The organism is Antarctobacter sp. (assembly GCF_048262615.1).
In the GTDB taxonomy this organism is placed as follows: Bacteria; Pseudomonadota; Alphaproteobacteria; order Rhodobacterales; family Rhodobacteraceae; genus Antarctobacter.
On record NZ_JBLXFB010000048.1, the window covers coordinates 1 to 13,062 of the forward strand.

Here is a 13,062-nt window from a genome sequence, read left to right on the forward strand (position 1 = left end):
CAGCCTATCCGATTGTGGCCGACAGGGAGAAGTGATCTGCCAAGGCCACAGAGAGCGCAAGGGAGAGGCGAGGTCTATGAAAAAGATCGAAGCGATCATCAAGCCATTCAAGCTCGACGAGGTAAAGGAAGCCCTGCAGGACGCGGGCATCCAGGGCCTCTCGGTAGTCGAAGTGAAGGGCTTCGGCCGTCAGAAAGGCCATACGGAACTGTATCGCGGTGCCGAATACGTCGTCGACTTCCTGCCGAAGGTGAAAATCGAAATCGTTCTGGATGACGATCAGGTCGACCCGGCCATCGAGGCCATCGTCGGCGCGGCCAAGACCGACATGATCGGCGACGGCAAGATCTTCGTTTCTCCCGTGGAACAAGCGATCCGCATCAGAACAGGCGAGTCCGGTCAAGACGCGCTTTGAGCGCGGCGCAGGGCGCGCAGCCGACGGCCCCTAACCGGCCTCCATCGCAGCGCGCCATTCGTCACAACACAATTTCTTAACGAAAAGGACTAGGTCAAAAATGAGCATCCAAGACGTTCTCAAGACCATGAAGGACGAAGACGTCCAATATGTAGACGTGCGGTTCACCGATCCGCGCGGCAAGCTGCAACACGTCACGCTGCGCCACACGGAAGTGGACGAAGATTTCTTCGAAGACGGCTTCATGTTTGACGGTTCCTCCATCGCTGGCTGGAAATCCATCGACGAATCCGACATGAAACTGATCCCGATCCGTCTTCGGCCTATATCGACCCGTTCTACGCCGAAAAGACGCTCTGCATCCACTGCTCCGTGGTCGAGCCCGACACCGGCGAACCCTATGAGCGCGACCCGCGCGGCACCGCCCAGAAGGCAGAAGCCTACCTGAAGGCCTCGGGTATCGGTGACGTCTCCTACTGGGGTCCGGAAGCTGAATTCTTCCTCTTCGACGACGTGCGCATTTCGAACTCGATCAACAAGGTCTCCTACGAAGTCGACGCGCTGGACGCCTCGTGGAACACCGACACCGAGTACGAAGTCGGCAACACCGGCCACCGTCCGGGCGTCAAGGGCGGCTATTTCCCGGTCAACCCGATCGACGACGGTCAGGACATCCGCTCCGAGATGCTTTCGACCATGAAGCGCATCGGCATGAAGGTCGACAAGCACCACCACGAAGTGGCGTCCTGCCAGCACGAGCTTGGCCTGATCTTCGGTTCGCTGACCACGCAGGCAGACGAACTGCAGAAGTACAAGTACGTCATCCACAACGTGGCACAGGCCTACGGCAAGTCGGCCACCTTCATGCCCAAGCCGATCTACGGCGACAACGGCACCGGCATGCACTGCAACATGTCGATCTGGAAGGACGGCAAGCCGCTCTTCGCAGGCGACCAGTATGCTGACCTGTCGATGGAAGCGCTCTACTTCATCGGCGGCATCCTGAAGCACGCCAAAACCCTGAACGCCTTCACCAACCCGTCCACCAACTCGTACAAGCGTCTGATCCCCGGCTTCGAAGCCCCGGTTCTGCGCGCGTATTCGGCCCGCAACCGCTCTGGCTGCGTCCGTATTCCGTGGACAGAATCCCCGAAGGCAAAGCGCGTCGAGGCCCGTTTCCCCGATCCGTCCGCCAACCCCTACCTGTGCTTCGCCGCACTCCTGATGGCAGGCCTTGACGGCATCAAGAACAAGATCCGGCGACGCCGACAAAACCTGTACGACCTGCCGCCGGAAGAGCTGGAAGGATTCCGACCGTTTGGCTCGCTGCGAAGCGCTGGTAGCTGGAAAAAGACATGGACTTCACCGCAGGCGACGTGTTCACCAAAGACCAGATCGCGGCTACATGGATCTGCGGGGAAGAGGTTACGCCTACGAACACACTCCGCACCCGGTTGAGTAAACTCTACTACCCTGCTAATCGGCAGCGGTTTTCGTGAATTGAAAGGCCCTTGGGGGCCCTTTCTTTGCGCATGCCTGTGTAGCTACGCGCCAAGGACCGTCCGCTGCGCCCCCATCATCTACTTTGTCTGCTCACCTATGTGCAAAGGCTATTCACCGGTTTTCGTGGAAAATTACGACCGGATCATCGCACGGCTGGGCGCGGCGAAGAGATCGCATGACGAGGGGGCGGACGACATTTGCGCACCGATTGCCTGCATCTCGCGGAACATTGCCACGGGTTATCATCTCCCGCGATGCCTGCGCTGCGCGTGATGTGACGGTTCTGGGCATGACCATTGCAAAGCGGCACGCGACTCACGCTCACCAGACAGGCGCAACGCTCAGATCTGGTTTGCGACCGACATCCGCGCGCCTGCAACGGATGCAACTGGTCAGAGTTTGCTCGGAGGTGGCCGCAAGCGGTTTTCAGGGCGTCAAACCACCTGAGCCTAACCGCCTCCCCTGGAACGTCTCCAGCGGCGGCGCGGTCAGAACGAATTGATCTTCGGAGCCCATAATTGTCGCCATGCAGCCGCGCAATCGGTTGATAGACTCTTTGGATTCACATACTGGCCCGCCTCGTCCAGACAATCGCGGCGGACATGCATCTGACCACCTCACCGATCACCAGCACACGGTTCGGCCAGTCAAGCAAGCGCTCGGTCCGACATCGAACACACAAGATGCCCCCGTAATGGCGGCGCGACCATGGAGGCAAGGCCCGTCTCCACCCCGCCAACGCCAGCTCATCCACGCCAGAGGGCAGCCAGCCCTGCCACCAACATGGCCTCCGACAGCGCCCGATCCACCATGTGAATGGCAAACTCTCGTGCGCCGGATATTGGCGGCGGTGTCCTTTTCCTGCTCCGGCTTTGACGCGACCCCAGCACCAAAAGCGGCGGTTCCGGGATGACGTTGAAAACGAATATCGGGGCAGCGTTATGCGTCCCGTCCGATTCACTGTGGTCACCAAGGCGATGGGGCGGTCCGACGAAATTCGTAAGCAACCGGTAGCGGTCGCGGGCGGAAGTGGTGAAGTCAACTGCATTGAGGCCCCGACGGGGTGAACGTCTTCGCAATCCCCAAATCCAAGCCGAGTAGATCAATGGGTTGCGTGCATCACAACACACCTGACCGCTCCGGTGGACGCCCGAGCGCCACGCCTTGTCGGTTTCGACCACAGACGCCCATCAACGTGGTGCGCGGCAATCGCGTCAAGGATCACCTCGGGGTCGGATTTAGTCGTGATGCCTAAGGCTTTGCCTTCCGCCTCTTTCGCCCGCAAAACGCGCTGGCGGGCAGGCCGGAACGGCGCACGAACTCCGCGAGCTTCCCGCGACACCGGCGTTTCAAGATGAGCACCACCTCTGGGGTGATCCTTCCGCCTCGATCAGCTTGAGTTGCTTGCGGATTTGGAACAGCGTGGATTGTGTAACCCGCCATCTCTGGCACCTCTCTGACCCTTGCAGGCTGTTGGCGCGGGACAGGCAACGAGAACAAAATGGAAACAAAGTGTTTCCGGTTTTGCAGATGCCTTGTTGAGGATTGCTTAACCTCTGCGCCCTACTCCTATGGGTACGAAACATATCCAGCCACAGTCCCCTTCCGCCACTGAACTCTGCCCTCACGTCGTTTTTCGCGCTTCTGATCGGTGCGGATAAGGTCGGCTGCCATGCTGACGCACCATGAGCGCCCCCAATCCTATGCGCAGTCTCCCGTTGAACGCCCGCCGCCCGCGCGTAATGTCTCAGGGAATATGCGAACGGGAGGATAGAATGTCCGATAGAAAACAGTTTTGACACGATACAGGTTCATGCGGAACCGAACCGACCCCGCAACCGGTGCGCGTCAGGTGCCGATTTACCAAACCACGGCCTATGTGTTCAAAGATGCCGACCATGCGGCGCGGCTCTTTAATCCGAAGAGGTCGGCTACATCTACCGCGGCTGACCAACCCGACAGTGGCCGCCTTGCAAACCGCATGGCTGCCCTCGAAGGTGGCGCAGGGGCGGTCTGTTCTCCGGCCATGCCGCGCAGATCATGGCCTGTTCCGCTCATGGCACCGGGCAAGAACATCGTGGCCTCGACCCGTCTTTACGGCGGCACGCTCACCCAGTTCACCCAGACCTTCAAGCGATTTGGCCGGTCGGCCAAATTGCTGATTTCGACGATTTCGACGCTATTCGCGACGCGATGACGACACACGCAGCGGTATTCTGTGAGAGCCTCGCCAACCCGTCAGGGGCCATCATGGACCTTGATGCCATCGGCGAGATTGCCAAACAGGCGGGTATTCCGCTGATCGTGGACAACACTTCGCCACGCCATACCTGGCAAACCTACTGAACACGGCGCAACGCTGGTGGTGCATTCGCTGACCAAATTACGCAATGGCACCGACCGCGGCTGTATCGTGGACAGCGGCACGTTCGACTGGTCCGCTTCGGGAAAATTCCCGTCACTCTCCGAACCGGAACCCGCCTATCACGGCCTGAATTTCCATGACGTGGCCCGATGGTTTTACCTTCCACGGTATCGCCGTGGGCTGCGTTCGGGCATGACGCTCAACCCGCAGGCCGCACATTATACACTCATGGGATGAGACACTCAGCTCCGGATGCAAAACACGTCCAGAACGCGCGCGAGATTGCCGGCTGGCTCGAAGGTGACGACCGATCGAGGCGGTGACCTATTCCGGCCCGTTCTCCCAGCTACTATGACCGCATGACGTATCCGTCCGCGTGGCGCGGGGCACTATTCACCGTGGCGCTAAAGGCGGATATGATGCCTGTGTGAGACCGTCTCGAAGCTGCCGTTTTCCCATGTGGCCAACCTGGCGACATCGCGCTTTCTGGTGATCCATCCGGCCCGACGACCCACCGTCAACTCGCCGGAAGACCAGATCAAAGCCGGTGCAGGTCCGAACATTCTGCGTCTCTCCGTCGGGATCGAGGATGTGAACGATCTGATCGCCGATCTGGATCAGGCTTTGAGCTAAACAACTCTAACAACTGCAAACCCGCCGGACTTCCGGCGGGTTTCTTGCGAAATAAGTCACGCGATACATGGCACAGGTCATCAACGGCGCAGACCGTAAATGCGCGCGGAGGACACCCTGCCAAAAAACGCACCTGTCAGCACTTTTACACGCGTTAACCTTAATCAGATTAACCCACAAGATAGAAATCCAAAGCGTCAGTAAGAGACCAAATATCCATTGGCCTCTTCCAAACCAAGCTGCTTGGACACATCTCCCAAAGCTTATTGAGCCGCCTTCGCAACTCGGCTTGATATATTTTTCCATGGTCCGACCGTAATCGGACCGGCAAACCGGTAGGCGATGTGCCCTTCAGCACGAGAATATAGGTCTCAGGCACACCATACACGCCCCATTCCAGCGCCGTGCGTCCCGGTTCGTCTTGCGCAATAGCCGGTAGGATTGCCCATCATCCAGAAACTTCAGCGCGTTGTCTATAGTTGATCCCGTAGATCGTCACCCCTCCTCGGCGAGGGTTTCTGCTGCGGATGTTCGGCACGGCACGGCGCGCACCACGAGGCCCAATAGTTGACCAGCTTCACACCGCCTGCGCAGCCCGTCGGTAAGCGCCCTTGCCCTCAAACGGGTGACAGAGGCAATCGACGGCGCTCCTGCCCGATTTGCGAACTGGGTAACCGTTCCGCATCCTCACGGGCCATGCCATGTGACCAGAGCAATGAACCCCGCCGCAACAACCAGCGGCAGCGCCATAAGTGGGTTGATCCTAGCCATGGGTTTTCCGCTCCTCAGCCGCTTTCAATTGCCGTTTCACCTGGCCGACCGCCAGAGAGCGCCAGATCAGCCCCGCCAGAAGCAGCGTCGCCCCGTAGGCCATCAGGACATCCCCGCATTTTCCAAGATCAGGCATTTTTCACCTTTTCGCGCATCCAGCCGTGCAAACGCCGCGCGTGGCCGTGCGCGCGAGCACCAGCGCCAAACAACGAACAAAGCCCCAATCGCCACCAAGGCCGGATACCAGACATCCGCCACGTTTTCCCGGCATCAAGCGACAGCGAGGCCCCTTGCGCAGCCCTTTGATTCCAAAAGAGAACAGCATAGCGCGATAGCAGAGCAAAGACGGACCCGACAAAGGCAGAGCACCGAGGTCAGGTCGGTGGCCGTGCCGATTTTCGATGGCTTCCAAAGCGCCATATAGCCGATGTAGAACAGCAGGATCAGAAAAGAGGTGAGCTGCGTCCCATTCCACAGCCCCACATCGGCTTGCCCCAGACCGCGCCCGTGATGAGCGATAAGCGTCATGGTCATGCCGATCGCAGCGGCGATTTGGCACAACGCAGACACATGGTGCCGCCGCACGATCCAGATTAGCGAGGCCACCAGCATCATCGCCCAGATGTTATCGCCATCATCGCGGAGGGCACATGGATGTAGAAAATCTGACCGTCGCGCCTTGGCGATAATCATCAGGTCAGAAAAAGCCCCAGACCAGACCGATCACGAAATAACCGCTGCCAGAATGGCAATCACGGGCAAGCACGGTCGGTCCACCACATGAATTTGCGTGGATTGGCCCATTCCCAAAGGCGTTCCAGTTGATGGCCATATGCTGTCTCTCCTCTCGACGCGCGCAAGCCTAGGGCAAACACGCATGTTCTCAACTCACCTTAAAGCGACCCGAAACCGCAGCGCTCGCAAAGGCAGCAAGGCCAATAGCCCCCAGTGGTGCCCGCCTGCATGGCCAGAGGTGCCGACCAGAAAGCCCTGCGCCGCGCCGCACCACCTCGGCCCCGAAGATCAGGGTCGGGATATAGAGCGGCAGGACAAGCAGGCCTCAGCAGCCCCCGCGTTTCAGCCCCACGGTCAGCGCCGCGCCAAACGACCCGATAAAGGATATGCTGGCGTGCCAATCAACAGGCCGATCATCCAGCGATAGGCCGTGCTCCAGATGCAGCAGAAAACGCCGGGGGGCCGCGATCACCAGAGGCAGCCCCGTGGTGATCCAATGCCAGCGCCTTGACCGCGACAACGCCTTCGAGTGGATCGCGCCGTACAGCAAGTCCAGCGAGCCGTCCTGAAATCCAATGCGAACTGGTCCAGCGACAACAGACAGGCCAGCAACGCCCCGACCCAAAGGATGCCTGGCACTCGCGCTGAGCATGTCGCCTTCGGGGCCGACGCCAAAGGGCACCAGTGTCACAAGAATCAGGAAGAACCCGAGGCCAAGGCCGAAGCCCCGCCGGAGCGAAACGCCAGAGTGATGTCACGCCAGCAGCCGGATCATAGGAACGCCCCGTCGAAATCGTCACGCACCACATCCATGCGGGCCTGTGGCTGACATCAAAAACACGTTCCTCGAACTCGAGGTCGATATGGTCGCACCGGCGCACCGCCAGCTGCCACATGGCTTTGACCGCCGAGGCAAACAGCGCCACAGAGGCCGCGTCCAGCGACACGGTCGGCTCATCAAGCACCCAGACCGGACGCCCAGTCACCATCAGTCATGCAAGGCCCAGCTGCCGTTTGCCCGCCGACAGATTGTTCGCCGGACGGTCGCGCAGTGCGTCGAGGTTGAAATGCAAAAGCGCCTCAGCAATCTCCAGCCCGCCGTAGACCTCGCCCAGGCGAGGTTCTCCGCCACGCTCAGGGTCGCCTTCAACCTGGTCCGCATGGGCCGCATAGGCCACCGTATCCGGCTCCACCGAGACCACACCAGCATAGGCGTTGCAGCCCCGTAAGCGTGCGCAGCGGCGCCTGCCGGACCCGTTCGGCCGCGCAGGACAAGCACCTCGCCAGAGGAGACGGAAAATCCAGCCCTCCAGCACAGGCATCCCGCCACGCGAGACGGTCAGGTCTTTACAGAAATCAAACTCATGTGGCCCTGTTTATAGCGATTCTAGAATTTTGATCTGACACGGATCAAACCGTAGCATTGCCACCGCGACACGTCGCCCTTCCGAGGCCAAACATTATAGGTCCGCGCTGGGCGTCGTGCCATCGGCTCGCGCCCGATCTGGGCGGCCTCCAGTGCCTGCGGAACGCTTTCGGCAGATGGGTCATCTCCGGCCCCGTGCCGATCACGATAATGTCGATCAGCTCACGCAGCTCGACCAGCGAGTCCACATCTGCATAACCGCCCCACGGCAGGACCTCGCCACAGACCAGCATCGTTCCTTCATAGGCCTTACCACCGATCCGGAACATATTCGCCCGTAGCCATCAACCGGCACAGCGTCTTCGAAGGGCATTTCATTGAATTGCATGGGGTCTCGCCTCCTCGGTCCCGGTCATGAAAAGGCCCGCGTCGCAGGCCTTCCTTTGTGCTTAAAATATTTCCGCAGCCGCGCGTCAAACCGCGCTGCCGTCGGTCTGATACCCCGGCCGGCTCTTCGTCCCAGTCCCGTTTGACACCGAACCACAAGAGCACGGTCGAGGCCAAAGACCGAAGACCACGTCCCGACCACAACGCCCAGGTCATAAGACGAACCCGCGGATCACATCGCCGCCCAGCACCAACAGCGCGATCAGCGCGATCAGCGTGGTGCCGGAGGTCATGACCGTGCGCGACAGCGTCTGATCGACATGTTCAACACCTGCGCAAGGTCGAGCTCTTGTAACGACGCAGGCTCGCGCGCACGCGGTCAAACACCACCACCGTATCGTTGAGCGAGTAGCCCACGATGGTCAGAAGCGCGGCGATGATCGCGAGGTCGAACTGATGCCGAAGATCCCGATGGTGATCGCAACATCGTGGACCAGTTACCACGGCCCGACCGCGAACTGCCACTCAAAACGCAGCCAGATGTAGAACAGCACGGCAGCAATGGCAGCGGCCACGGCTCCACACGGTCCAGATCAGCTCACCCGATACCTCGCCCCACGGAGCCACCGAGGGGAAGGTGATTGAGGGTCAACCTCTTGCAGCGCCTTCTCGACCAGTTGCACGGTTTCCGGCGATCGCCCACATCCCTCCGGGCCTGAATGCGGACCATGGCGACGTGCTGGTTTTCGTCGAAATTCGATCGAACACTTCTGTGATCGACACATCGCCCAGATCCAGATCTCTTCCGCGCATAGTCGCCCACGTCCACAGCGCTGGATTGGGTCCGAATCGTCGCCGCCTTTGAAGTCGATCCCGAAATTCAGCCCCATCGCAAGAAGGCCCAACCGCCGCCACAACCAGTGCGCCAGAGAAGAAGGTGAATTTCCGGCTTTGAAGCAACCAAATGTGGTGTCGGACGGCACGAGTTCACGCCATTACGTCCAGCCCTGCGGTTTTGCGCCCATACCAGCCACAACCATGGCGCGGGTCACATAGATCGTGTGAAGACCGAAGTGATCAGCCCCAGCAAGCCAGTGTCACGGCAAAGCCCCTGACCGGACCGGAGCCCATGACAAAGAGGATCGCCGCCGTGATAAACGTGGTGATGTTGGCGTCGATAATGGCCGACAGCGCCTTTTCATAGCCAAGCTGATAGCACGTCCAACGGATTTGAGTTTTTCAACCTCCCGGATACGCTCGAAATCAGCATTGGCGTCCACCGCCATCCCACGGTCAGCACGATCCCCGCAATCCCCGGCAGGGCCGTCGCTCCGATGGCGGACAACAGGCCGAACAGCGCCACGTTGATGATGAGGGCAATATTGGCAAACATGCCAAACAGGCTGTAGGCCGCCCCATAAAGACCAGCACGGCAACAAAAGCGACTGTGGTGGCAATCCGGCCCGCTTCGATACTGTCCGCCCTGAGCTCCGGCCCGATGGTCCGTTCATAGTTGATCTTGGCAGGCAAGGCCCTGCACGCAGCAACACGGCCAGTTCGGTCGATTCCGACGGTGAAGGATCCGGTGATCTGGCCGGAGCCGCCACGGATCGCGTCCTGAATGCGCGGCGCGGAGATGACCTCGTCATCCAGAACAATCGCAGCCAGCCCCGGACATTGGCGGCAGTATATTCGCTGAACTTGCGCGCCCCCGTGGGGCTGAAACGGAAGGTCACAGAGGGCCGACCGTTCTGGTCAAAGGCGGGTTGGCTGTCGGTCAGCTGTCACCGGTGACCACGGCGGATTGTTCGAGAATGTAATAGACGCCCGGCCGTTGATCGACGGCGCGATAAAGTTGCGCGCACCGGGGTTTTCGTCCGATCTGTCGTGCGGCCCACAACAGGGTTGAAGGTCAGTTGCGCGGTGTCCCGATCAGCGACTTCAACCGGCGGCGGAACTGATCCCGGCACCTGAATGAGATGCATTCCCGCCCTGACGCTGGATCGTAGGCTCGCGGTGCCCACTTCGTCCACACGGCGGCGGATGATCTCCAGGACTGCTGCATTGTGCGGTCGTCGGTCGCGGCTTCCGCCCGAGAGTTGCACGGTGATCACATCACCGGTGGCCGAAACGTCGATATCCTTTTCACCCGCAGAGGTCAGAGACACGACAGATGTGCCAGCGCGCACGCACGGCAGCCAGCGCGGTTTCCATGCCCTGGGATTGAACCGCACTGAAGCCGCCCGTCAGGCGCATCAAGGCGGCGGATCGCACCCACTGTGTCGCGCTCGTCACGCAGCGCATCGCGCACTTCCGGCCAATAGCATCCATGCGCGAGGCATAAACCTCGGCCCGTCCACCTCGCCCAGAAGATGCGCGCCGCCGCGCAAGTCCAGCCCCAGATTCACCAAAGACGGCAGGAAAGACGGCCATGCGTCACGAGCTGCAGCGGTTCCGGCGTCTCACCGGCCTCTCGATGGCAGCGACGTATCGTTGTGCCCTCGACACGAGGGTAAAAGCGTTGGGGAGCGCGGCCAGAAGGCCAAGGCGCACAGGCCCCAAATGACGATCCGTTTCCAAAGAGGTTTGCAACATGAGCAGGTCCTGAGACGTCTGAAGGAAAAGGCCTGCATCAGCGGGCCTGAGGACACAGAGCGCTTACGCGTCCGCGGCTGGTCGGCTTTCGACACGACACTGGCAAGGCCGCTTTTGCACTTTGACTTTCACGCCATCTGCAATTCGACATCGACGAAACCATCTTCACGCACCTTGGCAACCTTGCCCATGATGCCGCCTGCGGTCACGACCTGTCACCACGGCGCACGGCTTCAATCATCGCACGATGCTCTTCATCTTCTTTTGCTGAGGACGGATCATCAGGAAATACGATCGCAAAGATCAGGATCAGCGGCGGGAATTGCATGATCGTTGCCAGCGGCACCTCCGGCGGCCTGCGCATAGGCGGGGTCACGAACATCTGTTGGTCCTTTATTGTCAAACGGGGAGGCCCCTCGCCACCCCTGAAGTCGCCGCGCACCCTATAGCGGGCTTTGCCTGTCCAGCAAGCGGGCCGGGTACACGGCACTGTTAGCGCTGTCTGCTTCCTCTCATAAAACCGCCCGCCGCGCTCGATCACTTCGATCTTGTAACCGTCGGGATCGGTGATGAAAAAGAACTCGTCACGCGGGTGCCGGCAGGCGCGAAATCGACAATCTTGCCGGGCGCAAGCCCCGCCGTTTCCATCCGCGCACATGGGTTGGCCTCCAGATCCCACCGACACCGCGAAATGCCCGTAGCCGTTACCCAGATCATAGGGCTCGGTCGCCCTTGTTGATGGTCAGCTCTACCGAACGCCGAGAGCGGGTTCAACATATAGATCAGTGTAAATCGGGAAAGTCGAGTTTGTCAGCCACGGTGAGACCAAAGGCCGTCTCGTAAAACGCAACAGAGCGCGCCTCGTCTAACACACGGATACAGGAATGAATTTTGGCCGGTATGGCGTCCCGTTGCTCTGTTTCGTCACATGTGACCAACAGGCGCCAAGGGTAAGAGCACACGGAGATTAACCGAAATCCCCTTCCTCCACTCTTCCCTGTTGCATAACCCGCCCAAACCAACCAACCGAGGACCAGACCGATGCATGACATCAACTATTGCGAAAATCCCGAAGCGTTCGACGCTGCCATGAGCCGCCGCGGCTTGTCCGGGTCTCCGAAGTCCTCGCCATCGATGCTGCCCGCCGCGCCAAGATCGGTGCCGCCGAATGCCAAGGCCGAACAGAACAGCCCAAACTGTGGGCGCGGCCAAGGCCAAAGGCGACGAGGCCGAATTCGAACGCCTGCGTGCGCTGGCTGCCGACAAAAAGGCCGAGGTTGCCCGCCTTAACGATGAGGCCAAGAAGAAGACGCGTTTAGAGTTTGATGTCGCTGCCAATGTCATGTATACACGCCCGAGGCGCGAGCGAAGATGACAATGTCGAGATCCACCGCTGGGCACGCCGCGCGTTTCGATTTCACGCCGAAAGAGCATTACGAGATCGAAGGCGTCGCGCCGGTAAGGATTTCGAAACGGCGGCGAAATCTCCGGTGCGCGCTTCGGATCCCCTGGGCGCTGCGGCACGCATCCATCGGGCGCTGGCACAGTTCATGATCAACACCCACGTTGATGAAAACGGCCTGACAGAGACATGGACCCCGGTCCTTGTCCGCCCGGAAATGATGTACGGCACCGGCCAGCTGCCGAAATTCGGCGAGGACAGCTATGAAACCACCAATGGCTGGTGGTTGATCCCCACCTCCGAGGTGACGCTGACCAATATCGTCAATGGCCTGGTGGTCGAAGAGGGTTACCTGCCGCGCCGCTACGTGGCCCATTCGCAGTGTTTCCGCTCCGAGGCGGGCAGCGCGGGCCGCGACACGGCGGGCATGCTGCGCCAGCACCAGTTCGAAAAGGTCGAAATGGTCTCGATCACCAAGCCGGAAAACAGCCGCGCGGAACACGATCGCATGACCGGCTGCGCCGAGGGCATCCTCGAACGGCTGGGCCTGCCCTACCGCACCGTGGCACTCTGCACCGGGGACATGGGCTTTGGCGCGCAGCGCACCCATGACATCGAGGTCTGGCTGCCGGGTCAGAACACCTACCGCGAGATCAGCTCTGTCTCGCTCTGCGGCGATTTTCAGGCGCGCCGCATGAACGCCCGCTACAAACCCGCCGAGGGCGGCAAGCCGGAATTCGTGCACACGCTGAACGGCTCCGGCCTTGCGGTGGGCCGCTGCCTGATCGCGGTGCTGGAAAACGGCCAGCAGGCCGATGGCTCGGTCGATCTGCCAGAGGCGCTGCACCCCTATCTGCGCGGCCGCACCCGCCTGACCGCCGAGGGCACGC

The 13,062-nt window shown here is 60.4% G+C and carries 12 protein-coding genes and 5 pseudogenes; 8 read left to right on the top strand and 9 right to left on the bottom strand.

Translation table 11 applies throughout. The annotated features are described in order from the left end of the window. Positions 1-76 precede the first annotated feature (76 nt). The 6 genes and pseudogenes from ACN0S5_RS23325 to ACN0S5_RS23350 all read left to right on the top strand — a co-directional run bounded on the left by ACN0S5_RS23325 (position 77) and on the right by ACN0S5_RS23350 (position 4,916). Entirely contained in the window at positions 77-415 is a 339-nt protein-coding gene (locus tag ACN0S5_RS23325) for a P-II family nitrogen regulator (RefSeq protein WP_417211625.1), read from the top strand. A gap of 100 nt (positions 416-515) precedes the next feature. Then, a pseudogene (gene glnA / locus ACN0S5_RS23330) lies at positions 516-1,914 on the top strand (type I glutamate--ammonia ligase). Positions 1,915-3,731: 1,817 nt separating this feature from the next. Continuing rightward, on the top strand, positions 3,732-4,115 hold the full coding sequence (locus tag ACN0S5_RS23335) for a PLP-dependent transferase (protein WP_417211626.1): 384 nt from the start codon (positions 3,732-3,734) through the stop codon (positions 4,113-4,115). After that, positions 4,112-4,264: a PLP-dependent transferase gene (locus tag ACN0S5_RS23340; protein WP_417211627.1), complete on the top strand. Its 153-nt coding sequence runs from the start codon at positions 4,112-4,114 to the stop codon at positions 4,262-4,264. Before ACN0S5_RS23335 ends, ACN0S5_RS23340 begins: the two co-directional genes overlap by 4 nt. Before the next feature lie 19 nt (positions 4,265-4,283). Next, positions 4,284-4,520 (top strand): hypothetical protein, encoded by a 237-nt coding sequence (locus ACN0S5_RS23345; RefSeq protein WP_417211628.1) that lies wholly within the window; start codon positions 4,284-4,286, stop codon positions 4,518-4,520. A gap of 222 nt (positions 4,521-4,742) precedes the next feature. Then, on the top strand, positions 4,743-4,916 hold the full coding sequence (locus tag ACN0S5_RS23350; RefSeq protein ID WP_417211629.1) for a PLP-dependent transferase: 174 nt from the start codon (positions 4,743-4,745) through the stop codon (positions 4,914-4,916). A 763-nt stretch (positions 4,917-5,679) separates the two neighbouring features. Here the strand turns inward: ACN0S5_RS23350 and ACN0S5_RS23355 are convergent. The 9 genes and pseudogenes from ACN0S5_RS23355 to ACN0S5_RS23395 all read right to left on the bottom strand — a co-directional run. Further along, entirely contained in the window at positions 5,680-5,823 is a 144-nt protein-coding gene (locus ACN0S5_RS23355) for a heme exporter protein CcmD (protein WP_417211630.1), read from the bottom strand. Between the two features lie 3 nt (positions 5,824-5,826). Next, a pseudogene (gene ccsA, locus ACN0S5_RS23360) lies at positions 5,827-6,469 on the bottom strand (cytochrome c biogenesis protein CcsA). A 421-nt stretch (positions 6,470-6,890) separates the two neighbouring features. Continuing rightward, positions 6,891-7,061 (bottom strand): hypothetical protein, encoded by a 171-nt coding sequence (locus tag ACN0S5_RS23365; protein WP_417211632.1) that lies wholly within the window; start codon positions 7,059-7,061, stop codon positions 6,891-6,893. Between the two features lie 353 nt (positions 7,062-7,414). After that, entirely contained in the window at positions 7,415-7,600 is a 186-nt protein-coding gene (locus ACN0S5_RS23370; protein ID WP_417211634.1) for a hypothetical protein, read from the bottom strand. Positions 7,601-8,301: 701 nt separating this feature from the next. Beyond that, positions 8,302-9,065, bottom strand: a pseudogene (gene secF / locus ACN0S5_RS23375) (protein translocase subunit SecF); the annotation flags it as partial. 308 nt (positions 9,066-9,373) lie between these two features. After that, positions 9,374-9,568: a hypothetical protein gene (locus tag ACN0S5_RS23380; protein ID WP_417211639.1), complete on the bottom strand. Its 195-nt coding sequence runs from the start codon at positions 9,566-9,568 to the stop codon at positions 9,374-9,376. A 236-nt stretch (positions 9,569-9,804) separates the two neighbouring features. Further along, a pseudogene (locus ACN0S5_RS23385) lies at positions 9,805-9,911 on the bottom strand (SecDF P1 head subdomain-containing protein); the annotation flags it as partial. Between the two features lie 1,064 nt (positions 9,912-10,975). After that, the gene (locus ACN0S5_RS23390) at positions 10,976-11,152 is read right to left on the bottom strand and encodes a hypothetical protein (RefSeq protein WP_417211641.1); all 177 of its coding nucleotides are present in this window, start codon (positions 11,150-11,152) and stop codon (positions 10,976-10,978) included. 132 nt (positions 11,153-11,284) lie between these two features. After that, positions 11,285-11,672: pseudogene (locus ACN0S5_RS23395) on the bottom strand (VOC family protein); the annotation flags it as partial. A 296-nt stretch (positions 11,673-11,968) separates the two neighbouring features. On the opposite strand from ACN0S5_RS23395, the gene ACN0S5_RS23400 reads away from it, so the two are divergent. Both ACN0S5_RS23400 and serS read left to right on the top strand, forming a co-directional pair. Beyond that, positions 11,969-12,145, top strand: coding sequence for a hypothetical protein (locus tag ACN0S5_RS23400; RefSeq protein WP_417211635.1), 177 nt, complete (start codon positions 11,969-11,971; stop codon positions 12,143-12,145). Next, positions 12,108-13,062, top strand: a 955-nt coding sequence (gene serS, locus ACN0S5_RS23405) for a serine--tRNA ligase (RefSeq protein ID WP_417211637.1), incomplete at its 3' end; no start/stop codon positions are given. The genes ACN0S5_RS23400 and serS, both read left to right, overlap by 38 nt.

What these genes read in the sequence shown, in the direction of transcription:
- ACN0S5_RS23325 (WP_417211625.1), top strand. Translation starts at nt 77, where the DNA reads ATGAAAAAGATCGAAGCGATCATCAAGCCATTCAAGCTCGACGAGGTA.
- ACN0S5_RS23335 (WP_417211626.1), top strand. Translation starts at nt 3,732, where the DNA reads ATGCGGAACCGAACCGACCCCGCAACCGGTGCGCGTCAGGTGCCGATT.
- ACN0S5_RS23340 (WP_417211627.1), top strand. Translation starts at nt 4,112, where the DNA reads ATGACGACACACGCAGCGGTATTCTGTGAGAGCCTCGCCAACCCGTCA.
- ACN0S5_RS23355 (WP_417211630.1), bottom strand. Translation starts at nt 5,823, where the DNA reads ATGCCTGATCTTGGAAAATGCGGGGATGTCCTGATGGCCTACGGGGCG.
- ACN0S5_RS23380 (WP_417211639.1), bottom strand. Translation starts at nt 9,568, where the DNA reads ATGTTTGCCAATATTGCCCTCATCATCAACGTGGCGCTGTTCGGCCTG.
- ACN0S5_RS23390 (WP_417211641.1), bottom strand. Translation starts at nt 11,152, where the DNA reads ATGTTCGTGACCCCGCCTATGCGCAGGCCGCCGGAGGTGCCGCTGGCA.